The organism is Nitrospirillum viridazoti CBAmc (assembly GCF_000730165.1).
GTDB classification, from domain to species: domain Bacteria; phylum Pseudomonadota; class Alphaproteobacteria; order Azospirillales; family Azospirillaceae; genus Nitrospirillum; species Nitrospirillum viridazoti.
Window position 1 is genome coordinate 1,274,531 of the sequence record NZ_CP022112.1, and the last position, 22,637, is coordinate 1,297,167.

General features: G+C 66.6%; 15 protein-coding genes. 11 read left to right on the forward strand and 4 right to left on the reverse strand.

Annotated elements, in window-relative coordinates; translation table 11 throughout:
* Positions 1-6: 6 nt before the first annotated feature.
* The 3 genes from Y958_RS27060 to Y958_RS27070 all read right to left on the reverse strand — a co-directional run bounded on the left by Y958_RS27060 (position 7) and on the right by Y958_RS27070 (position 2,776).
* The gene (locus tag Y958_RS27060) at positions 7-1,617 is read right to left on the reverse strand and encodes a ShlB/FhaC/HecB family hemolysin secretion/activation protein (RefSeq protein WP_244909629.1); all 1,611 of its coding nucleotides are present in this window, start codon (positions 1,615-1,617) and stop codon (positions 7-9) included.
* 456 nt (positions 1,618-2,073) lie between these two features.
* Positions 2,074-2,394: a DoxX family protein gene (locus Y958_RS27065; RefSeq protein ID WP_088874955.1), complete on the reverse strand. Its 321-nt coding sequence runs from the start codon at positions 2,392-2,394 to the stop codon at positions 2,074-2,076.
* Between the two features lies 1 nt (position 2,395).
* A complete protein-coding gene (locus Y958_RS27070; RefSeq protein WP_088875271.1) occupies positions 2,396-2,776 on the reverse strand; it encodes a DUF4267 domain-containing protein in 381 nt (126 codons plus the stop codon).
* Positions 2,777-2,871: 95 nt separating this feature from the next.
* Between Y958_RS27070 and Y958_RS27075 the strand changes: the two genes are divergently transcribed.
* Positions 2,872-3,441 (forward strand): TetR/AcrR family transcriptional regulator, encoded by a 570-nt coding sequence (locus Y958_RS27075; RefSeq protein ID WP_088874956.1) that lies wholly within the window; start codon positions 2,872-2,874, stop codon positions 3,439-3,441.
* A 268-nt stretch (positions 3,442-3,709) separates the two neighbouring features.
* Positions 3,710-5,185, forward strand: coding sequence for an AMP-binding protein (locus Y958_RS27080; protein WP_088874957.1), 1,476 nt, complete (start codon positions 3,710-3,712; stop codon positions 5,183-5,185).
* 1 nt (position 5,186) lies between these two features.
* On the opposite strand, the gene Y958_RS27085 is transcribed toward Y958_RS27080, so the two are convergent.
* Positions 5,187-5,867 carry a TetR/AcrR family transcriptional regulator gene (locus Y958_RS27085; protein WP_088874958.1) on the reverse strand — a complete coding sequence of 227 codons (681 nt, stop codon included), beginning with the start codon at positions 5,865-5,867 and terminating at the stop codon, positions 5,187-5,189.
* 209 nt (positions 5,868-6,076) lie between these two features.
* Here Y958_RS27085 and Y958_RS27090 point away from each other — a divergent pair, with 209 nt between their 5' ends.
* From Y958_RS27090 to Y958_RS27130, 9 genes are all read left to right on the forward strand, one after another.
* Positions 6,077-8,716: a TonB-dependent receptor plug domain-containing protein gene (locus Y958_RS27090; protein ID WP_088874959.1), complete on the forward strand. Its 2,640-nt coding sequence runs from the start codon at positions 6,077-6,079 to the stop codon at positions 8,714-8,716.
* Between the two features lie 57 nt (positions 8,717-8,773).
* Complete coding sequence (locus Y958_RS27095; protein ID WP_088874960.1) at positions 8,774-10,126, forward strand: spinster family MFS transporter; 1,353 nt, start codon at positions 8,774-8,776, stop codon at positions 10,124-10,126.
* Positions 10,126-11,763: a carboxylesterase/lipase family protein gene (locus Y958_RS27100; RefSeq protein WP_088874961.1), complete on the forward strand. Its 1,638-nt coding sequence runs from the start codon at positions 10,126-10,128 to the stop codon at positions 11,761-11,763. Before Y958_RS27095 ends, Y958_RS27100 begins: the two co-directional genes overlap by 1 nt.
* 246 nt (positions 11,764-12,009) lie before the next feature.
* Positions 12,010-12,960 carry a helix-turn-helix transcriptional regulator gene (locus Y958_RS27105; RefSeq protein ID WP_088874962.1) on the forward strand — a complete coding sequence of 317 codons (951 nt, stop codon included), beginning with the start codon at positions 12,010-12,012 and terminating at the stop codon, positions 12,958-12,960.
* Between the two features lie 398 nt (positions 12,961-13,358).
* The gene (locus Y958_RS27110) at positions 13,359-19,673 is read left to right on the forward strand and encodes a HAMP domain-containing protein (protein ID WP_211098730.1); all 6,315 of its coding nucleotides are present in this window, start codon (positions 13,359-13,361) and stop codon (positions 19,671-19,673) included.
* Between the two features lie 14 nt (positions 19,674-19,687).
* Entirely contained in the window at positions 19,688-21,598 is a 1,911-nt protein-coding gene (locus Y958_RS27115; protein WP_088874963.1) for a response regulator, read from the forward strand.
* A 91-nt stretch (positions 21,599-21,689) separates the two neighbouring features.
* Positions 21,690-22,055 carry a hypothetical protein gene (locus Y958_RS27120; protein WP_088874964.1) on the forward strand — a complete coding sequence of 122 codons (366 nt, stop codon included), beginning with the start codon at positions 21,690-21,692 and terminating at the stop codon, positions 22,053-22,055.
* A gap of 4 nt (positions 22,056-22,059) precedes the next feature.
* Positions 22,060-22,326, forward strand: a complete 267-nt coding sequence (locus Y958_RS27125; protein WP_040842884.1) for a DUF5985 family protein — start codon at positions 22,060-22,062, stop codon at positions 22,324-22,326.
* Between the two features lie 11 nt (positions 22,327-22,337).
* Positions 22,338-22,628: a DUF5985 family protein gene (locus Y958_RS27130; protein WP_244909630.1), complete on the forward strand. Its 291-nt coding sequence runs from the start codon at positions 22,338-22,340 to the stop codon at positions 22,626-22,628.
* Positions 22,629-22,637: the final 9 nt, after the last annotated feature.

Below are 22,637 nucleotides of genomic sequence, written 5' to 3' on the forward strand. Positions count from 1 at the left end.
GGCCCCCTAGACCGACAATACCACTTGCATCCAGGCCCGCAGTTCGCGCCGCCGGCCATCCAGGTCCAGGTTTTGGGCGGTGCGCCCGGCGTCGGAACCGATGCGGTGGGCGACGGTGGCCTTCATCTGCACGTTGCCGGCCGGCGTCCACTGAACGCTGGCGCCAACCCCCTGCAGGAAGTAGTGGTTGTGCGGCGAGCCCACACCCTCCCAGCCGCCCCAGGTTTCCTTGTGCTGCTCCACCCAGCCGCCGTCCCAGAAGGCGGAAAAGCGGATACTGGTGGACACCTGCTGCCCCACCTCCAGGTTCAGCATGGCACCCTGGTCGCCGCCGCCCTGGTTCAGGGGATAGGCCCGCACGCCGGTGGGCCCGCCCAGGGAAAACTGTTCGGAACTGTTGAGGTTCTTGGACGCGACCTGCGCCGCCAGGGTGGCCAGCATGTCCCCGCCCCGCCACAGGGCCTGGGCACGGCTGACCGACGCGCTGGCCTTGACATAGTGGCCCTGGGTGCGGGCGGTGGCCTGATCGATGGCCTGGTTGGCAGCGTTGTGCGACAGGTCGACGTTGCCCGCCTTGACCTGCACATCGAAGGTGAAGGCGCCGCCACCCTGCCAATCATCGCGCATCAGCCGGTGGGCGGCCAAGGTCAACGCACCCAGCCTGTTGGACGCCGTAACCACGTCGGCCAACTTGTCGCTGGTCCATTTATGCTCCAGACCGAACGCCAGGTTCACCGGTGCCGCGGAGCTGCGCAGCGCCAGCCAGCGCAGGGTCAGGGCGGCCGTCTGCGCGTCGCCCGCGGGTGTGCTGGCGTTGATGTCTTCCGGCACGTCGTATTGCAACACGGCGCCGCTGGCTTCCAGCCACAGGCCTTCGTGCCAGATGGGCGCCCCGACCAGCATCTGGCCGTATTTCGACGACTGGCTGGCCTGGCCGGTGACGGCGACCTGGTCGCCGATACCCGCCGCGTCCGTCATGGTGACGATGGCGAGGCCGCGCGTGCCGCCGATTTCGCGCGGCGCGTTGTTGTCGACCAGCGCGGTGGCCGTCAGCAGCGGCGGCTCACGCATCTTGAGGTGGACGTCGGTCGTTCCCTCCTCCGCGCCGGCATCCAGCACGCCCAGCGCCTGCATGCCTGGGATCAGGCCCAGGTTGGACACGCCGGTGGCGACCGCGCTGGGCCGCAGCGGATCGCCCTGCGGGTTTTGGGCGAAGATGAAATCCGCCGCCTGGTCGGCATCCAGGCGCACGTCGCTGGAGGGGTCGACCAGCACCCGCCCCATGCGCGCTTCCAGCACCTGGATGGTGACGACCCCGCCTTCCAGGCTCTGGCGCGGCAGGACGGCACGGGCCAGCAGGTCGTGCTGCGCGTAATAGCGGCTGATGCGGGCTGCCGCCTCACGCAGATCGCCCAAGGTGCAGTCGCGCCCGACATAGGACGTCAACTGATCCCGCAATTCAGCTTCGGGAATGAGGGTGGCGATGATGTGAAAGCCGGTGACGTGCACCGTCTCACCCGCCTTCAGGAATTCACCCTCGGTGGTGGGGGGCGCCAGATCGGGCAGAGCGGGGGCCTGCGGTGCTGCGCGCGGAATGTTGCGCTCAACATCGCGCAATATCTGGCCGGCATCCTGAGCGTGAGACCGCTTGGCCATCGCCAAGGGAACCAGGGCCGTCGCGGCAAGCAACGTTCTCAGTATCCGCAACTTGGCACCAAAATATTAGGGCTATTATCGGCTGCTACCATAATCCGCGCATCTTAATTAAACGTTTACAAGAATGATATTTCGCGAAAAATACGTGCAAAACTCACTATATGTAGACCACCTGACAGCGCAAGCACCGCCCCATCCGCTATCCTTAAGGTTAGGAGCACGGATTGGAACCGTGATGGCCCCATGACAAAAGCAAGTCGGGTTCCAGGATGGCGGAAAAATTATTGCCAGATGCCGGGATTCCTGCCGGCCCGACGGTCGAGCGTGATCGAGTTTTTTCGGATATTGCCCAAGATCCTGGCGGCACAGGCGCACGTGATTGGGGAAATTTGAAGAGTGTCACACGCCTCTCTGGGGTCAAAACGCGGCCTCTGCCACGGCGAGCAAGACGGCAAACAGGCCGAGGGGCGCGAGGTGGGAGAAGTCACGGCGCCGCACGACCGTGAGAATCGCCGAGGCAATGATAATCGCCCCCAGGATGAGGCCCGCCTGACGGCTGGCCCGAAACGCGACCAGAACCGCGACCACAATCTCCAAGGCGCCGGTCACGCGACACCACCACCCGGGAAATCCCCAGCGGATGAAACTCGCACGCACGCCGAACGCGCCGATGGCGTTGAACATCCCTGCACCGAGGAAAGCCGCAGCGAGGAACCAAGTCGGGAGCATGGACGGCATCTCAGGCCACCCCGGCCAGCAGCGGGACCGCGGCCAGGACCATCAGCGCCGCCGTGACGCCATGGATGCCGAATGCCCGCCCGGTTGAACCTTTCGCCGCAAGGATGAGCGACATGTCGCCCAGCGGAATCATCGCTTCGACCAGCAAGGCGATGCCGACCGTTTGCGGCCCGCCCCAAACCATCAGGGCGAGAACCACCAATCCAGAGGCGACGTCGCGCACACCCTTGAGCCGCAGCCACCAGGCGATGTTCGCGCCCTCCCCAGGGAGGGGCAGACCGAAACTCAAGGTCGCCGACCTTGGGCTGAAAAGATACAGGCCGCCGATGACGATGATTCCGAAAGCCGCCAGCAGCGCCACCGCGATTGAGAACCAGTGCATGTCACCCTCCATGTTTCTGAACGATATATATTCTAGCATTGCTATATTTTCAAGCTTCATTATAAATTTTGTGGCCATGGCACGGGAGGCGGCAAATGGGTATCGCGGAGAGAAAGGGCAGAGAGCGCGCCGAGCGCGAGCAGCGCATCACGGCGGCGGCACGCCTGATCGCGGAAAGTGAAGGATGGAACGCCGTCACGATCCGGCGCCTGGCGGAGGAGATCGAGTACAGCCAGCCCGTCCTCTACTCGCACTTCGAGAACAGGGACGCCATCGTGGCGGCGATCGCCATCGAGGGGTTTGGCGAACTGGCGACAGCGCTCCGCCAGGCCGCACATGGATCGGCCGGTTGTCAAGGCGCGCTTGAGAGCGTCGCCATGGCCTATCTCGCCTTCGCGCGTGCGCACCCAGCCCTGTACGAGGCGATGTTCACCAAGGCAACCGGCCTGCGCTTCGCAGAAACCGATACACGCCCCGAGTTGAAGGACGCCTTCGCGGCGCTGGCCGAGGCTGTCGGGCCGGCGAGGGCAGATGTCGAGGTCGCGACCGAGACGTTCTGGGCCGCGCTCCATGGGTTGGCGGATCTGGAGCGTTCCGGCCGGATCAGACAAGGCGCGCGAGCAGCACGCGTCAGGCTTGTGGTCAGTTGCCTGGCTGAGCCGTGAGGTTCCCGCGAAGTGGCGCCACCACGCCCCCCCCCCCGCCCCGCCCTTTTGCCGCGTTGGACCACGACGGCTGGGCCCAAGGGGGTAGACCAGGGGCTGGATTAGAGGTGTCGGCACCCTTCCGATGCGCAATTTTCATTTAGTGGTAAATGAATGAACTTGACCGGCCGGCGCCCGCGCGGTAGGTGGTTCTCATTCCCAACCCCATTCGAGCGCACCAAAGACGAGAAGGGGTCGGGGAAAGGGCTTCCCAAGAGGCGTTGTCGCTATGTCAAACGATGGTATCGCGCTGAGTTCCATTCTGGCCCACCACGCGCGCCAGTCGCCCGGCAGGGCCGCGCTGGTCCTGGAAGGTGTCGCCGTTCCCTATGACGAACTGGACGCGCGCTCAAATGCGCGCGCGCGCCTGCTGGCGACGCAAGGCGTCGGCCCAGGCGACTTCGTCACGGTGGCGTTGCCCAATGGCCTCGACTTCTATGAGACCACCTTCGCGATCTGGAAACTGGGCGCCATCCCCAACATCGTGTCGGCCAAGCTTCCGCGGCTGGAAATGGACGCGATCCTTGACATCGTCCGCCCCCGGCTGGTCGTCGGCCATTTGCCCCAGGCTGGAATCCCGGTGCTGCCCCCTGGCCAGGGAGCGGCCCTGGACCAATATTCGGCTGATCCACTGCCGGAGGTGGTTTCACCCCACTGGAAGGCGATGACCAGCGGTGGGTCCACCGGGCGGCCCAAGGTGATCGTCGATGCCATGCCGGCGCGCTGGAATCCGGAAGAGGGCTTCCTGTGCCAGCGTCCCGGCGACATCATCCTGAACCCCGGACCGCTCTACCATAACGCCCCTTTCCACTGCATTTTCACCGGCTTGTTCGTCGGCGGCACCATTGTCGAGATGGGGCGGTTCGATGCGCTGCGCGCGCTGGAGCTCATTGAGGCCCACGGTGTGACCTGGGTGACCATGGTGCCCACCATGATGCATCGCATTTGGCGCCTGGCCCCGGAAACCTTGTCGCGTTTCACCCTGCCCAGCCTGCGCATGATGCTGCACATGGCCGCCCCCTGCGCCACCTGGCTGAAAGAGGCGTGGATCGGCTGGCTGGGCAGCGAGCGGGTCTGGGAATTTTACGGCACGACCGAGGGCATCGGGTCGACCATGATCTCCGGCACGGACTGGCTGGCGCATCGTGGCTCGGTCGGCCAGGTGCGCGAGGGATATGAGCTTGCCGTCCTGGACGCCGACGGGCACCGCCGCCGTCCGGGCGAGGTGGGTGAAATCTATTTCCGGCCACACGGCGGCCCAGGGTCGACCTACCATTATCTGGGCAGCCCGTCCCGGCGTATCGGTGACTGGGAGTCGACCGGCGATCTCGGGTCCGTGGACCAGGATGGCTATCTCTACCTGTCCGACCGCCGCAACGACCTGATCATCTCCGGCGGCGCCAATATCTATCCGGCGGAGGTCGAGGCGGCATTGGACGCGCATCCGGCGGTGCGAACCAGCGCCGTGGTCGGGCTGCCCGACGAGGACTGGGGCGCCCGCGTCCACGCCATCGTCCAGCCGGTCGAGGGCGCGGATCTCAACGACGCGGACCTCCTGGATTTCGTGGCCGAACGGCTGGCGCGCTTCAAGCTGCCAAAGAGCATCGAATTCACCAGCGAACCCTTGCGTGATGAGGCGGGAAAGGTGCGCCGGGCCGCCCTTCGCGACGCGCGGCTGGTCGGAACGCCCCCCCGTCCCGACTAGCCTACTTCGCGCGCTTGTACAGGGCCTCGAAGCCGCCTGCCATGAAGGTCACGAAGCGCTGGCGGGCGGCCTCGAAATCCTCGGACGTGCACAAATTGTCCGACAGGCGGTCGATGCGGCCGGTGCGTGACAGGATCAGCGTGTAGGCGCCGGAGGTGAACTGGAAACTCCAGAAGAGATCTTCCGGCGTGGCGTCGGGCAGAGCCTTCTGCAGAAGGCTGATGAGCCGCAGCGCCAGGGGGTCGAAATAGGTGTCCATCAATTCCGCGCCATAGCCCGGCGCATTGTTCACCTGCGCGAAAATACGTCCGAAGTGGCGCCAGCCGTCACCCCCGCCGATGTAGATGTCGAACGCCCCTTCATAATAGGCGCGCAGTATCCCCTCGACGGTGGGGTGGTCCCCTGCCGCCGCCTCATAAGCGTCCAGCGCCGCGGTGCGGGTAGTGACCGCATATTGCACGCGGCGTTCAAAGACGGCATCGAACAATGCCTTCTTGCCATCGAAGTAATAGTGAATCAGTGCCGGATGGATGCCCATCCTGTCGGCGACATCCTTGATCGTCACCCCGAAGTACCCGAGTTGGGCGAACAGATCCTCGCTGGTATCGAGGATCAACTTCACAGTCGCGGCCCGCTGCTCCGCCCGCGTGCGGCGGCCCGTAGGCTTCGGCTCTGCTGCCATATTCTCCGGCCTTCCTGATCGGACGCGTCGGGAAAAGACGCCATCCACCCCTTCATTCGACAGGGACGATGGGGCGCCCGCCCCGTCCGGTCAAGCAATGACATTGCCCAATGAACTTTTTCATTTATCACTAAATGAATGAACTTGACGACCCATCGGCCATCGGATATCGCTTTGAGAAACCTATAAATAAACAGGGGAGGGAACGCATGCCTGGGACCTCGAAAGCCGCGAGGCGCGTCGCGCTGTCCGGCACATCGCTCGTGACCGTCATGCTTTTCGCGTCGGGCCCATCATGGGCCCAAACGTCGGCCGCGCCGACGCAGACCACCGCCGCGACATCAGGTGGCGAGCTGGAAGAGATCATCGTCACCGGTTCCAGAATTCGCGGCGTCCCGCCGGTGGGCTCGAACCTGATCAGCGTCTCGAATGAGGATATCAAGACCGTCGGCGCCACCACGACGGCGGACCTGCTGGCCACCGTGCCGCAGCTGAACAGCTTCAACACCGCCCCGCGCGCCAGCAGCGCCGGGTTCGGCACCTTCGCGCCGGGCCTGCGCGGCCTACCCTCCAGCGCCACGCTGACGCTGATGAACGGCCACCGCCTGGCCAGCGCCGCGGCCAACGACACAGGGCCGGACTATCCCAACATCCCCAGCCTGGCGCTGGAGCGGGTGGAGGTCGTGCCCGATGGCGCGTCATCGGTTTACGGCTCGGACGCCATAGCCGGCGTGGTCAACTTCATCACCCGCCAGCACTTCTCAGGGGCGGAAGCCGACGTCCGCTACGGCATGTCCGACGGCTATCACTCAGTGTCGGCCAGCGGCGTGATTGGCCGGACCTGGGCCACCGGGTCCTTCCTGGCAGCTTATGAGTTCATGCGGAATACCAATATCACCGGCAGCGAACGGGACTATCGCGTCCAGGACTTCCGGCCTTCCGGCGGTGTCGATACCCGGTCGTACAATTGCCCGTCCGCTAACGTGGTGATCCCGCAGACCGGCGCGCTGACCTACGCCGCCCCCGGCTTCAGGCCCGGCACGATCAATTACTGCGACGGCAACGCCGCGGTCGACCTGCTTCCCCGGTCACGCCTGCACAGCGGCTTCCTGACCGGCCGGCAGGAACTGGGCGAGCGTGTCACCGTGTGGGCCGATCTGCTGTATTCGGACCGCATGGACATCATCCAGGCGGCTCCGCCCGTCGAAACGCTGACCATCACCAGGACCAACCCCTACTTCGTGGCACCGCCCGGCACCGGAGCCACGTCGGAGACCGTGCTGTTTCGCACCGACAACCTTTTCGGCGCCGACCATCTCAACAACACCGACAACACCCGGGTGGGCAATTCGTCGGTGGGCGTCGACGTGCAACTGCCCGCCGATTTGAACCTGAGCGTCTACGGCACCTTCGACTGGGCGACCAACGACGCCTTCATCCCCGGCGTCAATCCCGTGGCCCTCGCCGTGGCGGCGGCGGGAACGACGACGGCCACGGCCCTGGATCCCTTCGGCCAGCGCACCGCCCCCAGCGTCGCCGCTGCCATCACCACCTACCCCACCACTGTCACCGTCACCCAGCACACCAACCTGGGCGCCCTGAAGCTGGACGGGCCACTGTTCGACCTGCCGGGCGGCCCGCTGAAGTTCGCGGCCGGGGCGGAGTTCCGCAACGAGACCTTCACCCAGCGGGGCTACGTCGGCGCGGCGCCGGTGCCCGAGGATCTGGACCGGGACATCTATTCCGCCTTCGGCGAAATCTTCGCGCCCATCGTGGGCGCCGGCAATGAGGCGCCGCTGCTGCACCGCCTGTCGCTGTCGGTGTCCGGCCGCTACGACCACTACAGCGACTTCGGATCGACCAGCAATCCCAAGGTCGGCCTCAACTGGGACCCGGTGGAAGACCTGACCATCCGCGGCTCTTACGGCAAATCCTTCCGGGCGCCGGGCATGCGCCAGGTGGGAGCCACCGTGGGCGCCTACTACCTCGACGCCGCCAGCGCCGCCGTCCTGGCCCGCGACCCGTCGCGGGGGGCGGCGCAGGTCAACACGGTCTACCTGGCGGGCGGTAACCGCGACCTGCAGCCCGAGACGGCCCGCACCTACTCCGTCGGCGTCGACTGGCAACCGCACTTCCTGCCGGACTTCCGCGCCAGCGCCACCTTTTACGATATCAAGTTCGACGGCGCGATCGGCACCCCGCCGGCGTCGCTGGTCTTCACCGACCCGACGTTCGCGTCCGTCGTCTACCGCAACCCCACCCCGGCGCAGCTGGCCAAGCTGCTGGGGGTGGCCACACCGGTCAACCTGCCCAATCCCCTGCCTCAGATCGGCAACCTGCTGGACGAGCGCCTGGGCAATTTCGGCAGCCGCGCCACCAACGGCCTGGACTTCGATTTCGGCTATCACCGGGACGTGGGCTTCGGCACCGTGTTCGCGGGCCTGGCCGGCAACTACATCCTGAAGTTCGACACGCAGCTGTCGCCCACCGCCCCGGTGTCGGACAGCCTGCGGCTGGGCCTGCCGCAATGGACCTTCCGGGCCTCGCTGGGCGCCACCGTCGGGGCGGTCAGCGTGGTCACCTTCGTCAATTACCAGGACGGCGTGACCAACAGCTTCGCCACGCCCACCGGCACCGGCGTGTACAGCGCCGACCCGTACACGACGGTCGACTTGCGCGTCACCTGGACACTGCCGGACAGCGGCATGACCTCGAAGACAGAGCTGGCCTTGCAGATCAACGACCTCTTGGACAAGCGGCCACCCTACTTCCCCGCGACGGACGGCATCGGCAGCAACTACAATCCCATCGGCCGCTTCGTCGCCCTCAATATCAGAAAAAGCTTCTAGGCAGTTGGGTCACTCTTCCGACGTCGGGCATCGGCACCAGCCACGGGTATTTAAGACATGACCATCGTTTCCCCGGCGCCAAAGCCGGTGTCGACTTCGCCCCGAGGCACGGCGCCGCCGCCTGATGCACGCGCCTGGTACGTTTTGGCGGCGCTTTGCTTCGTCTATGTACTGAACTTCCTGGACCGGCAGTTGCTGTCCATTCTGGCCAAGCCCATCCAGGATGACCTGGGCGTCAGCGACGGCCAGCTGGGCCTGATCAGCGGGCTCTACTTCGCCCTGTTCTATTGCTTCATCTCCATCCCCGTGGCCTGGCTGGCCGATCGCACCAATCGGGTGCGGGTGCTGTCCATCGCCTGCGCCCTATGGAGCGCGGCCACGGTGGCCTGCGGTCTGTCGGCCACGTATCCGCAGCTGGTGCTGGCACGCATGACGGTGGGCGTGGGGGAAGCGGGTGGTGTGCCCCCCTCCTACGCCATCATCACCGATTATTTCCCACCGGGGCGGCGGGGTGCCGCTTTGGGCCTGTTCAACCTGGGCCCGCCCCTGGGCCAGGCGTTGGGCGTCGCCTTCGGCGCCTCCATCGCCGCCGCCTACAGCTGGCGCCAGGCCTTCCTGGTGCTGGGCATGTTCGGCGTCGCCGCCGCGCTCATCGTCTGGCTGACCATCCGCGAGCCCAAGCGCGGCCGGCTGGATGCGCCACCGGTCGGTGCCACGCCTGCCCAGCCGGCCGAAGCCCCAGCCCAAGCCAAGGCCGGTTTCATCGAAACGGTGGCGATGTTCTTCCGGCGGCCGGCGCTGCTGCTGATGGCGCTGGCCTGCGGGGCAACGCAGTTCGTCACCTACGCCGTCATGAATTTCACCGTCCTGTTCCTGATGCGGGAAAAGGGCATGAGCCTGCAGCAGGTGGCGGTATATTACGCCCTGCTGATCGGCATCGGCATTTCCATCGGCATGTATGCCTCGGGCCGGCTGGTCGACCGGTTCAGCGGCCGATCCAAGCAAGCCTACGCCCTGGTCCCGGCGCTGGGCCTGGCGGGCGCAGTACCCTTCTTCGTGGGCTTCGTCTGGGCGCCGGGGTGGCAGCTGGCGTTGCTGCTGCTGATCGGTCCGACCATCCTCAATTACTTCTTCCTCTCCCCCGCCGTCACCTTGGTGCAGGAGGAGGTACGGCCCAGCCAGCGCGTGCTGTCGGGCGCCTTGCTGCTGCTGGTCATGAACCTGATCGGCCTGGGGTTCGGCCCCACCTACCTGGGGGCCGCCAGCGACCACTTCCGGACGGCCCATCCCGGCAATTCCCTGCAACTCGCCTTCTACACCCTTGTCCCCTTCTATTTCCTGGCCATCACGCTTTTCCTGGCGCTGGCGCGGGTGCTGGAGGGTGAAGCCAACCGGACCGGAGATCACTGATGCGTCTTTTCCTACGCCTGGGCGCCTGCGCCGCGGCCGCCTTGCTGTCCTTCGGCGCCATGGCCGAGGACAATCCCACGGTGCGGGCGCCGGCCGGCAGCGTGGCGGGCCGCAGCAGCGGCGACCTGAACGTCTTCAAGGGGATTCCCTACGCCAAGCCCCCGGTAGGCCCGCTGCGGTGGAAGGCGCCGGAAGCGCTGCCGTCGTGGACGGGCGTGCGTGACGCCGGGGCGCCGGGCCTGGCCTGCGTGCAGCCCAAGGCGGCCGGCACCACCGTCTACACCAGCCCGCCACCGGCGATGGGCGAGGATTGCCTGACCCTGAACATCACGGCGCCGAAGCGGGCGAAGAGCGCCCCTGTCCTGGTGTGGATCCACGGCGGCACGCTGCTCAACGGCTATGGCTTCAACGAAATGTATGACGGCGCCGCCCTGGCCCGGCGCGGCGTCATTGTTGTATCCATCAATTACCGGCTGAGCGTCCTGGGCTACATGGCCCATCCGGGTCTGAGCGCGGAGAATCCCGACGGCATTTCCGGCAATTACGGCCTGCTGGACCAGATCGCAGCATTGCGCTGGATCCACGACAACATCGCCGCCTTCGGTGGTGACCCGGCCAATGTCACGGTGTCCGGCGAGTCCGCCGGCGCGCTGTCGGTCATGTACCTGATGGCGTCGCCCAAGGCGAAGGGGCTGTTCGCCAAAGCGGTGGTGGAGAGCGGCTACATGATCTCCATGCCCGAGCTGAAGCAACCCAACCATGGCGAGTTCGCGGCAGAGGCTATCGGGTCCTACATCGCCGGACAGGTGGGGGCGACCGACGTGGCGGCGCTGCGCGCCATGGACGCGGAAACGCTGGTACAGGCGGCGGCCAAGGTCAACTACTTCCCCCTCGGCACGGTGGACGGCAAAGTACTGACCGGCCAGTTGGTCGATGTTTTCGACAAGGGGGGGCAGGCGCCTGTTCCCATCCTGGCCGGGTTCAACAGCGGGGAAATCCGTTCCCTGCGCTGGCTGATCGCCCCGCCGCCGGCCGACGCCAAGGCCTATGAGGCGATGATCCGCGAACGCTACGGCGACCTGGCCGATGAATTCCTACGGCTCTACCCAGCCACCAGCACGCTGGAGGAAAGCGAGCTGGCGGCCACCCGCGATGCGCTGTACGGCTGGACGGCAGAGCGGCTGGTGCGGGACCAGACCAGGCTGGGGCAACCGGGATATCTCTACCTGTTCGACCACGGCTATCCGGCCATGGACGACAAGGGGTTGCACAGCTTCCACGCCTCGGAAATCCCCTATGTCTTCGGCACCATGGCGCACACCCCATCCTATTGGCCGAAGGCGCCGGACAGCCCGGTCGAGCGCCGCCTGACCGCCGCCATGAGCGATTACTGGGCCAGCTTCGCCCGCGACGGAAAGCCGGTGGCGGAGGGACTGCCCGCCTGGCCCGTCTTCGGCCAGGATGAAGGCTACATGGCCTTCACCGACACCGCGCAACCGGGGCACAAGGTGATGCCGGGCATGTACGCGTTGCACGAGGCCACCGTGTGCCGCCGGCGGGCGGCGGGCAACCTGCCCTGGAACTGGAACACCGGCGTCGTCTCGCCCGTGCTGCCCCCGCATGCGGAGGGTTGCTGACAGGCTGCCGACGGGACGTGCCGCGATCGTCACCGGGGCCGGCGGCACGCCCTGTTCCTGGTCCGACAGGACGGTGAGGTGAGACCGCGCCCTGGCTGTCCTGTGGCAGCCGGGCGAGGAAGGGCCCTCGCCCGCCGCGCTCTATCGGGTTAAATTTGACAATATTTTTAGACCCTTGGCTGCTACGCTGCCTCCGTTCCGAACCATCATTGGACCGGTGCCCGTCCTGCCGAGGGGAAATTGGAGATGCAGCCGCCCGCCCTGTCCGCGTCCTCCGCCTCCAACGCCCGCAGCGTGGCGGAAACGAATTTCATTTCCGCGACCATCCTGCACTCGCAGCTGACGGATGACGGCGAACGGCTGAGCGTCCGGCGCACCACCTGTGACGCCCTGCCCGATGTGGAAATGGGCTACGGCGGCATTGACGCCCACCTGGCGCGGCTTTACCTGCAGCCCACCCCCGCCTGCACCATGCAGCAGGGCCGGCGCATGCTGCAGCTGGAACCCCGGGCGCCCATGGAATGCTCGTTCCGCGACATGCGCGACCCCTGCGTCTGGCGCATCGTCCATCCCGTGGACATCATCAGTTTCGAGCTGCCGCGCGGCGCCATGGCCCATTGGGCCCGGGACGTGGGGCTACGCGGCTTCCACGGGCTGGACTATGAATCCGGCCTGACGATGATCGACGACGTCATCACCCATTTCGGCCTGGCGCTGATGGCGCCGCTGGCCACGCCCGGCCGGGCCCCAGCCCTGTTCGTCGACTATATCCTGAACGCCTTCTGCACCTATCTGGTGCGCATCATGGGGCGCGAGCTGCCCGATGGCTGGCGCCGGGGCGGCCTAGCCCTATGGCAGGAACGCCGGGCGAAGGAAATGATGGAAGCGGACCTGCGGGCGCCGGTGACGCTGAAACAGCTGGCGGACGCCTGCGGCCTGTCGGCGGCGCACTTCGCCCGCGCCTTCCGCCAATCGGTGGGGGAACCGCCACACCGCTGGCTGACCGGCCGCCGGGTGGAATTGGCCAAGGCGTTGCTGACGGCGGGCGAATTGCCCCTGGCCGACATCGCCCTGCGCTGCGGCTTCTCCGACCAGAGCCATTTCACCCAGGTCTTTTCCCGCTTGTGCGGCCAGTCCCCGGGCGTCTGGCGCCGCGCCCATCAGCGGAACGTCGTGCCCGGCCGCCGCCCGGAGTGAAGAGCCGGCCGAGCCGCTGACACCGACTTGCGGGTCCGCAGCGGAACCACCGCGTCCCGGTCGCCCACGCAAGGGGCGGCACCCGCCCAAACGGCGTAGTCAAAACAGATATACGATCACCGCAGTATCCCACTTACCTAAGTTATAGGACGGCATAGACGGACAGAAGCTGTATCGAACTCTTGGGAACTGCTAGACCATATGAATAGAACGACATGCTAAACTACGCCCGTGAAATATCCGTACTTGTAAAATCGGCCCAATAGGGGTGCTCCGGTCGGCGATTGTACGGCAGGAACGGATGCGGCGCCCCCTCAGGGAAGAACAGGGCCCCGGCCACCCCCGGGGCCGAGCGTCATCAATCCGTGGCCCAGCCGGGCCCATGCCGGGAGGCTTCCTTGCAGCTCCAGCACGACACCGCCGATGCCGTCCCCGTTTCGACCGTGGCGTTGGACAGCCCTCCCCCCGGCGGAGCGGAGCTGTACCAGTTGCTGGAGGCCTTGCAGGCGGTGAAGGTTGGCGACTTCTCCGTCCGCATGTCCGGCAACCATGTCGGCGTCCTGGGCAAGATCGCCGACACCTTCAACGAGATCGTCGCCGCCAATGAACGGATGGCGCAGCAGCTGGAGCGGGTGGGCCAGGTGGTGGGGCGCGAGGGCAAGACGCGCCAGCGTGTGAAGTTCAACCTGTCCAGCGGGTCCTGGGGCGACATGGAAGGCTCGGTCAATTCCCTGATCGACGACCTGTTGTGGCCGACGACGGAAGTGACCCGCGCCATCACCGCCGTGGCGCGCGGCGACCTGCTGCAGACGGTGCCGCTGGATGTGGACGGCCGGCCGCTGCAGGGTGAGTTCCTGCGCTCCGCCACCATCGTCAACACCATGATCAAGCAGCTGAACGTCTTCACCTCGGAAGTGACGCGCGTGGCGCGCGAGGTGGGCACCGACGGCAAGCTGGGCGGCCAGGCCCAGGTGCGCGAGGTGACGGGCGTGTGGAAGGACCTGACGGAGTCCGTGAACTCCATGGCGTCCAACCTGACGGCCCAGGTGCGCAACATCGCGGAGGTGACCATCGCCGTGGCCAACGGCGACCTGTCCAAGAAGATCACCGTGGACGTGCGCGGCGAGATCCTGCAGCTGAAGGAAGCCATCAACACCATGGTGGACCAGCTGCGCTCCTTCGCGTCGGAAGTGACGCGCGTGGCGCGCGAAGTGGGCACCGATGGCAAGCTGGGTGGCCAAGCCATCGTGCCCGGCGTCGCCGGTACCTGGAAGGACCTGACGGACTCGGTCAACGCCATGTGCGGCAACCTGACCGACCAGGTGCGCAACATTGCCCAGGTGACGACGGCCGTGGCGCGCGGCGACCTGTCGCGCAAGATCACCGTGGACGTGCGCGGCGAAATCCTGGAACTGAAGAACACCATCAACACCATGGTGGACCAGCTGAACGCCTTCGCCGGCGAGGTGACGCGCGTGGCCCGCGAGGTGGGCACCGAGGGCAAGCTGGGTGGCCAGGCGGTGGTGCCGGGCGTGGGCGGCACCTGGAAGGACCTGACCGACAACGTGAACTTCATGGCCGGCAATCTGACGGCCCAGGTGCGCAACATCGCGGAAGTGTCCACCGCCATCGCCAACGGCGACCTGTCCAAGAAGATCACCGTCAACGTCAGCGGCGAAATCCTGCAGCTGAAGGAAACCATCAACACCATGGTGGACCAGCTGAACGCCTTCGCCGGCGAGGTGACGCGCGTGGCCCGCGAGGTCGGCACCGAGGGCAAGCTGGGCGGCCAGGCCATGGTGCGCGGCGTGGCCGGCACGTGGAAGGACCTGACCGACAGTGTGAACTCCATGGCCGGCAACCTGACCGACCAGGTGCGCAACATCGCCGAGGTCGCCACCGCCGTGGCCAACGGCGACCTGTCGCGCAAGATCACCGTGGACGTGAAGGGCGAAATCCTTCAGCTGAAGGAAACGCTGAACACCATGGTGGACCAGCTGAACGCCTTCGCCGCCGAAGTGACCCGCGTGGCGCGCGAGGTCGGCACCGAGGGCAAGCTGGGCGGCCAAGCCCAGGTGCCCGGTGTGGCCGGCACCTGGAAGGATCTGACCGACAACGTCAACTCCATGGCCGGCAACCTCACCGGCCAGGTGCGCAACATCGCCGAGGTCGCCACCGCCGTGGCCCAGGGCGACCTGTCCAAGAAGATCACCGTCAACGTCAGCGGCGAAATCCTGCAGCTGAAGGAAACCATCAACACGATGGTGGACCAGCTGAACGCCTTCGCCGCCGAAGTGACCCGCGTGGCGCGCGAGGTCGGCACCGATGGCAAGCTGGGCGGCCAGGCCCAGGTGCCCGGCGTCGCCGGCACCTGGAAGGATTTGACCGACAGCGTGAACTCCATGGCCGGCAACCTCACCGGCCAGGTGCGCAACATCGCGGAGGTGGCCACCGCCATCGCCAACGGCGACCTGTCGCGCAAGATCACCGTGGACGTGCGCGGCGAGATCCTTCAGCTGAAGGAAACGCTGAACACCATGGTGGACCAGCTGAACCGCTTCGCCGGTGAGGTGACGCGCGTGGCCCGCGAGGTCGGCACCGAAGGGCGCCTGGGCGGTCAGGCGCAGGTGCCCGGCGTGGCCGGCACCTGGAAGGACCTGACCGACAGCGTCAACTTCATGGCCTCCAACCTGACCGACCAGGTGCGCAACATCGCGGAGGTGACCACGGCCGTGGCGCGCGGCGACCTGTCGCGCAAGATCACCGTGGACGTGAAGGGCGAAATCCTGGAGCTGAAGAACACCATCAACACCATGGTGGACCAGCTGAACGCCTTCGCCGCCGAGGTGACGCGCGTGGCGCGCGAGGTCGGTACCGAAGGCAAGCTGGGCGGCCAGGCCCAGGTGTCCGGCGTCGCCGGCACCTGGAAGGATTTGACCGACAGCGTGAACTTCATGGCCGGCAACCTGACGGCCCAGGTGCGCAACATCGCCGAGGTGGCCACCGCCATCGCCAACGGCGACCTGTCCAAGAAGATTACCGTGGACGTGCGCGGCGAGATCCTGCTGCTGAAGGAAACGCTGAACACCATGGTGGAGCAGTTGCGCTCCTTCGCGGCCGAGGTGACGCGCGTGGCGCGCGAGGTCGGCACCGAAGGCCGCCTGGGCGGCCAGGCGGTGGTGCCCGGCGTGGGCGGCACCTGGAAGGACCTGACCGACAACGTCAACCTGCTGGCCGCCAACCTGACCACCCAGGTGCGCAACATCGCGGAAGTGACCACGGCCGTGGCGCGCGGCGACCTGTCGCGCAAGATCACCGTGGACGTGAAGGGCGAAATCCTGGAGCTGAAGAACACCATCAACACCATGGTGGACCAGCTGAACGCCTTCGCCGGCGAGGTGACCCGCGTGGCCCGCGAGGTCGGCACCGAGGGCAAGCTGGGCGGTCAGGCCCAGGTGCCCGGCGTGGCCGGCACCTGGAAGGACCTGACCGACACCGTGAACGTCATGGCCGCCAACCTGACGGAACAGGTGCGCGGCATCGTGAAGGTGGTGACCGCCGTCGCCAACGGCGACCTGAAGCAGAACCTGGCGGTGAAGTCCAAGGGCGAGGTGGCGGCCCTGGCCGAGACCATCAACAACATGACCAATACGCTCGCCACCTTCGCCGACCAGGTGACGACCGTGGCGCGCGAGGTGGGCGTGGAAGGGCGCCTGGGCGGCCAGGCCAACGTGCCGGGCGCGGCCGGCACCTGGAAGGACCTGACCGGCAACGTCAACCTGCTGGCCGCCAACCTGACGACCCAGGTGCGCGCCATCGCCGAGGTGGCGACCGCCGTGACCAAGGGCGACCTGACCCGTTCGATCCAGGTCGACGCCCGCGGCGAGGTGGCGGAGCTGAAAGACAACATCAACACGATGATCGACAATTTGCGGCTGACCACCGACCGCAACACCGAACAGGACTGGCTGAAGACCAACCTGGCCCGCTTCACCAACATGCTGCAGGGCCAGCGCGACCTGTCGACCGTGGGCCGCATGCTGCTGACCGAACTGACGCCCCTGGTCGGCGCCCATCAGGGCGTGATCTACCAGATGGATGAGGAAGGCCCGCGCAGCCTGAGGCTGGTCTCGGGCTATGCCGACGACGCCACCCACGGCCACCCGCAGCGCCTGCAGATCGGCGAGGGGCTGATCGGCCAATGCGCCGCCGACAAGCGCCGCATCCTGATCACGGAGATGCCGGCCAACGTCGTGCCCATCTCCTCCGGCCTGTTCAAGGCCATCCCGCAAAGCGTCGTCGTCCTGCCCGTGCAGTTCGAGGGCCAGGTGAAGGCGGTGATCGAGCTGGCGTCCATGACGGCGTTCACCGGCCTGCAGATGACCTTCCTGGAGCAGTTGACCGCCAGCATCGGCATCGTGCTGAACAGCATCGAGGCGACGATGCAGACGGAAGGCCTGCTGAAGCAATCGCAGCAGCTGGCCGCCGAACTGCAGGCCCAGCAGGGTGAGTTGCAGCAGACCAACGAACAGCTGGAACAGAAGGCGCAGCAGCTGGCCGAGCGCAACGTCGAGGTGGAGCGCAAGAACCAGGAAATCGAACAGGCCCGCCGCGCGCTGGAGGAAAAGGCGACGGAACTGTCCCTGACCTCGAAGTACAAGTCGGAGTTCCTGGCCAACATGAGCCACGAGCTGCGCACGCCGCTGAATTCCATCCTCATCCTGGGCCAGCAGCTGAGCGAGAACCCCGACGGCAACCTGACGCCCAAGCAGGTGGAATTCTCCCGCACCATCCATGGTGCCGGCACCGACCTCTTGAACCTCATCAGCGACATCCTGGACCTGTCGAAGATCGAGTCCGGCACCGTCTCGGTGGAGGCGGAGGAGATCTTCTTCAGCAACCTGCTGGACACCGTGGCGCGGCCCTTCCGGCACGAGGCGGAAAACCGCCGCCTGGCCTTCGACGTGCAGCTGGATCCGGTACTGGGCCGGACGCTCACCACCGACAGCAAGCGCCTGCAGCAGGTGCTGAAGAACCTGCTGTCCAACGCCTTCAAGTTCACCGAGACGGGCGGCGTGCGCCTCACCGTCTCGGCACCGGCCAGCGGTTGGTCGTCGGACCATCCCATCCTGAAGCAGTCGCCCAAGGTGGTGGCCTTCGAGGTCAGCGACACCGGCATCGGCATTCCCACCGAAAAGCAGAAGATCATCTTCGAGGCCTTCCAGCAGGCCGACGCCAGCACCAGCCGCAAGTATGGCGGCACCGGCCTGGGCCTGGCCATCAGCCGCGAGCTGGCCAACCTACTGGGCGGCGAAATCCACCTGCGCAGCACGCCCGGCAGCGGCAGCACCTTCACCCTCTACATCCCGGCGACATATCTGGCCCCCGTCCACACCGCCCGCGCCGTGACCTCCAACGCCGCAGCCAACGACCACCGCCCCGCCCTGGTACCGGCCGACGCCAACTGGCGCCATGCCGCCGGCCTGCCGGAGCGGGCGCTGGAGCAGGTGGTGGACGACCGGCTGGACATCCAACCCGGCGATGCCGTCCTGCTGATCGTCGAGGATGACCCGCACTACAGCCGGGTGATGGTCGATCTGGCCCGCGACAAGGGCTTCAAGGTGCTGGTCGCCATGCGCGGCATCGACGCCCTGGACCTGGCGCGCCAGTATCAGCCGACGGCGGTGTCGCTGGACGTATTCCTGCCCGACATGCTGGGCTGGACGGTGCTGAGCCAGCTGAAGCACAACCCGGCCACCCGCCACATCCCCGTGCAGATCATCACCCTGGACGAGGATCGGCAGCATGGGCTGGCCCGGGGCGCCTTCTCCTTCATGTCCAAGCCGACCTCGCCGGACGTGCTGGACAGCGCGCTGGAGCGGATCAAGGAATACGCCCAGCCGCGGCGCAAGCGCCTGCTGGTGGTGGAGGACAACGCCGCCGAGCTGATGAGCATCACCGAGCTGCTGGGCCACGACGACATCGAGGTCTTGGCCGCCGGAACCGGGGCGGAGGCGCTGAAGACCCTGCGCGAGAAGCCGTGCGACTGCGTGGTGCTGGACCTGCGCCTGCCCGACATGACCGGGTTCGAGGTGCTGGAGGTCATCAGCGCCGACAGCAACCTGTGCGACGTGCCGGTGATCGTCTTCACCGGGCGCGAGCTGTCGGCGGAAGAGGACGCCAAGCTGCACGCCATGGCGCGCAGTATCGTCGTCAAGGGCGTGGAATCGCCGGAGCGGCTGTTGGACGAGACGTCGCTGTTCCTGCACCGGGTGGTGGCCGACCTGCCGGCGGACAAGCGCCGCATGCTGGAACGGCTGCACGGCTCGGACGAGGATCTGGTGGGCAGCACCGTGCTGCTGGTGGACGACGACGCCCGCAACATCTTCGCCCTGTCCAGCGTGCTGGAACGCCGGGGCATGCGGGTGCTGGCGGCCACCACGGGGCGCGAGGCCATCACCCTGATCGAGCAGACCCCCGACATCGCCATCGTGCTGATGGACATCATGATGCCGGAGATGGACGGGTATCAGACCATGGGCGTCATCCGCGCCAACCCGGCCTTTCGCCGGCTGCCCATCGTCGCCTTGACGGCCAAGGCGATGAAGGGCGATCGTGAGAAATGCCTGGAAGCGGGCGCCTCTGATTACCTGGCCAAACCGGTAAACACCGAGCAATTGCTGTCGGCGTTGCGCATGTGGCTGCATCGCTGAGGGAACGCTTCACCATGGACGTCACGCCCAAGGCCAACATACTCCTGGTGGATGACCAGCCGGCCAAGCTGCTGAGCTACGAGGTCATCCTGAGCGAACTGGGGGAGAACCTGATCAAGGCCGGCTCCGCGCGGGAGGCGCTGGAGCATCTGCTGCGGCACGACATCGCCGTCATCCTGGTCGATGTCTGCATGCCGGATCTGGACGGCTTCCAATTGGCCGAGATGATCCGCAGCCACCCCCGCTTCGAGAAGACCGCCATGATCTTCATCTCGGCGGTCATGATGTCGGACGTCGACCGGCTGCGCGGCTATGAGGCGGGGGCGGTCGACTATGTGCCCGTGCCGGTGGTGCCCGAGGTCTTGCGCGCCAAGGTTCGCATCTTCGTCGAGCTGCACCGCAAGACCCGCCAGCTGGAGCAGTTGAACGCCGAGCTGGAGCGCCGCGTGGCGGAGCGCACCGCCGACCTGGAGCACACGGCCGCCCGCCTGCAGCAGAGCGAGCGGCGGCGCAGCCTGGCCCTGGCCGCCGGCGGCATGGGGTCCTGGGACTGGAACGCCGATACCGACGAACTGATGTGGGACGACGCCCAGCATCGCATCTTCGGCACCGACCCCGCCCGCTTCGCCGTCACCGCCGCCAGCGCCTGGGCCCTGTTCCACCCCGAGGACCGGGAGGCGCAGATCCGGGCCATCCGCCAGGCCGCCACCACCGGCCAGCGCTATGGCGAGGAGTTCCGCATCATCCGGCCCGACGGCGCCATCCGCTGGTGCTTCGCGGCCGCGGCCCCCACGGGTGACGCGAACGGCCGCCCCCGCCGACTGAGCGGTGTCACCTTGGACATCACCGAGCGCAAGGATGCCGAGGCCCGACAGATGATGCTGGCGCGCGAGGTCGACCATCGGGCCAAGAACGCCCTGGCGGTCGTCCAGTCGGTGCTGCGCCTGACGCGGGCGCCGTCCGTCCCCGAATTCGTGGAGGCGGTCGAGGGTCGCATCGGCGCCATCGCCTGGGTGCACACGCTGCTATCGAATTCGCGCTGGCAGGGCGCTGAACTGGTGCGGCTGGTGCGCGAGGAAATGGCCCCCTATCAGTCCGGCGACATGCCGCGCGTGGTGTTCGACGGCCCGGACGTGATGTTGCTGCCCGCCACCGCCCAGTCGCTGGCGCTCAGCATCCATGAGCTGGCCACCAACGCCGCCAAGTACGGATCGCTGTCGGTGCCGACCGGCAGCGTCCGGCTGACCTGGCACAGCCGGGCGGATGTCCTCACCCTGACATGGCGGGAAACCGGCGGGCCTTCGGCAACGTTGCCCCGGTCGCGCGGCTTCGGCATCCGCGCCATCACCGAGAGCGTGGAACGGCAACTGTCCGGCCGGGTCGAGATGAACTGGCTGCCCACCGGCCTGGTCTGCACCTTCAGCATTCCCATGAGCGAGGTGGGGAAGCTGGTGGCCGATGACGCCGCCCCCGTCGCCCCGCCGGCGCCGGAGCCCGCCGCCCCGGCCCACCACCTTCCGCCTGGGCGGCGGGTCCTGGTGGTGGATGACGAGGCCATGGTGGCCATGATGATGGAGCAGGCGCTGCTGGACCTGGGCATGACGGTGGCCGGCCCCGTGGGTACCCTGCCCCAGGCCCTGGTCCTGGCCAAGGCCGGTGGCATCGATTGCGCCATCCTGGACGTCAACCTGCAAGGCACGCCAATCTATCCGGTGGCCGATCTGCTGACCGACGCGGGCGTGCCCTTCATCTTCCTCACCGGGTACGACAAGGTGACGATGGATGGCCGCTATCATGGCGTGCCGGTACTGCAGAAGCCGGTGCGGCTGTCCGACCTGGAGCGTGCCCTGCTGACGCTCATCGGCACGGCCGCGTCACCCCCCGTCCGCGTCTTCGCCACGGGGCAGGTGGCCAGTCTCGCCTGACATTTCCCACCCCCATCACTGGAGGCAGATCCCGGGCCCGCGGCAACGCCGGGGGCGGCCATGGGCCACCGGGGACTAGACGGTAACGCCCATGCTTTCCGAACGGCACCTTCAGCTCTTGCGCCTCTCCATCCCTTCCGTCTGGGCGTTGGAGACCCTTCTGTTCCTGTATCGGGAACGTGACCGGGCATGGACGGCGCCTGAACTGGTCCTGCATCTGCGCAGCAGCGCCGCCGCAATCGAGGGGGCGCTGGCCCCCCTCACCCAGGCGGGCCTGGTCGTCGCGGAAGGCGACGCCCACCGGTTCCAGCCGGCCGGACCCATCCTGGAAGCGTTCGTGCGCGACCTCGAAACCGCCTATGCCGAACAGCCGCTATCCGTCATGAGAGCCATCCTTTCGACCCCGAATTCGCGTATCAAGTCTTTCGCCGACGCCTTCAAACTGAGCAAGGATTGAGGCCATGCCGACGCTTGCAGCGGTCGTTTATCTGCTGTGTGGGGCCACCAGCTTTCTGTGCATGGTTCTTCTGATCCGCAAATACCTGCAGGACCGCTCACGCCTGTTGCTGTGGAGCGCGCTCTGCTTCACCGGCCTGGCGATCAACAACTTCCTGCTGTTCCTGGATTTTGTCGTGCTGCCCGACATCGACCTGCGTCCGCTGCGCACGGTGACCGCCCTGGTCTCCGTCGGCATTCTGCTGGTCGGACTTATCTGGGAGACGGAGTGATGGGCGCGGGGATGGAAGTGTCTGTCAGGGTGCTGAGCTACCTGTCCGGCGGCGTGACGCTGGGCTACTTCCTGGTCGGCCTTTTCTTCCTGCGGTTCTGGGTACGGGTGCGGGACACGCTGTTCCTGGCTTTCGCCACCGCCTTCGGGCTGCTGGCCATCAACCAGGCGATCACCACCTTCGCCGATGTGGCACAGGGGGAATACCTGTGGGCATTCGGCCTGCGGCTGGTGGCCTTCTCGCTGATCATCGCCGCCATTGTGGGCAAAAACGTGCGACGGCGGGGGAAAGCCCGATCCTGACGGGACCGG

What these genes read in the sequence shown, in the direction of transcription:
- Y958_RS27065 (WP_088874955.1), bottom strand. Translation starts at nt 2,394, where the DNA reads ATGCCGTCCATGCTCCCGACTTGGTTCCTCGCTGCGGCTTTCCTCGGT.
- Y958_RS27070 (WP_088875271.1), bottom strand. Translation starts at nt 2,776, where the DNA reads ATGCACTGGTTCTCAATCGCGGTGGCGCTGCTGGCGGCTTTCGGAATC.
- Y958_RS27075 (WP_088874956.1), top strand. Translation starts at nt 2,872, where the DNA reads ATGGGTATCGCGGAGAGAAAGGGCAGAGAGCGCGCCGAGCGCGAGCAG.
- Y958_RS27080 (WP_088874957.1), top strand. Translation starts at nt 3,710, where the DNA reads ATGTCAAACGATGGTATCGCGCTGAGTTCCATTCTGGCCCACCACGCG.
- Y958_RS27085 (WP_088874958.1), bottom strand. Translation starts at nt 5,867, where the DNA reads ATGGCAGCAGAGCCGAAGCCTACGGGCCGCCGCACGCGGGCGGAGCAG.
- Y958_RS27090 (WP_088874959.1), top strand. Translation starts at nt 6,077, where the DNA reads ATGCCTGGGACCTCGAAAGCCGCGAGGCGCGTCGCGCTGTCCGGCACA.
- Y958_RS27095 (WP_088874960.1), top strand. Translation starts at nt 8,774, where the DNA reads ATGACCATCGTTTCCCCGGCGCCAAAGCCGGTGTCGACTTCGCCCCGA.
- Y958_RS27100 (WP_088874961.1), top strand. Translation starts at nt 10,126, where the DNA reads ATGCGTCTTTTCCTACGCCTGGGCGCCTGCGCCGCGGCCGCCTTGCTG.
- Y958_RS27105 (WP_088874962.1), top strand. Translation starts at nt 12,010, where the DNA reads ATGCAGCCGCCCGCCCTGTCCGCGTCCTCCGCCTCCAACGCCCGCAGC.
- Y958_RS27115 (WP_088874963.1), top strand. Translation starts at nt 19,688, where the DNA reads ATGGACGTCACGCCCAAGGCCAACATACTCCTGGTGGATGACCAGCCG.
- Y958_RS27120 (WP_088874964.1), top strand. Translation starts at nt 21,690, where the DNA reads ATGCTTTCCGAACGGCACCTTCAGCTCTTGCGCCTCTCCATCCCTTCC.
- Y958_RS27125 (WP_040842884.1), top strand. Translation starts at nt 22,060, where the DNA reads ATGCCGACGCTTGCAGCGGTCGTTTATCTGCTGTGTGGGGCCACCAGC.
- Y958_RS27130 (WP_244909630.1), top strand. Translation starts at nt 22,338, where the DNA reads ATGGAAGTGTCTGTCAGGGTGCTGAGCTACCTGTCCGGCGGCGTGACG.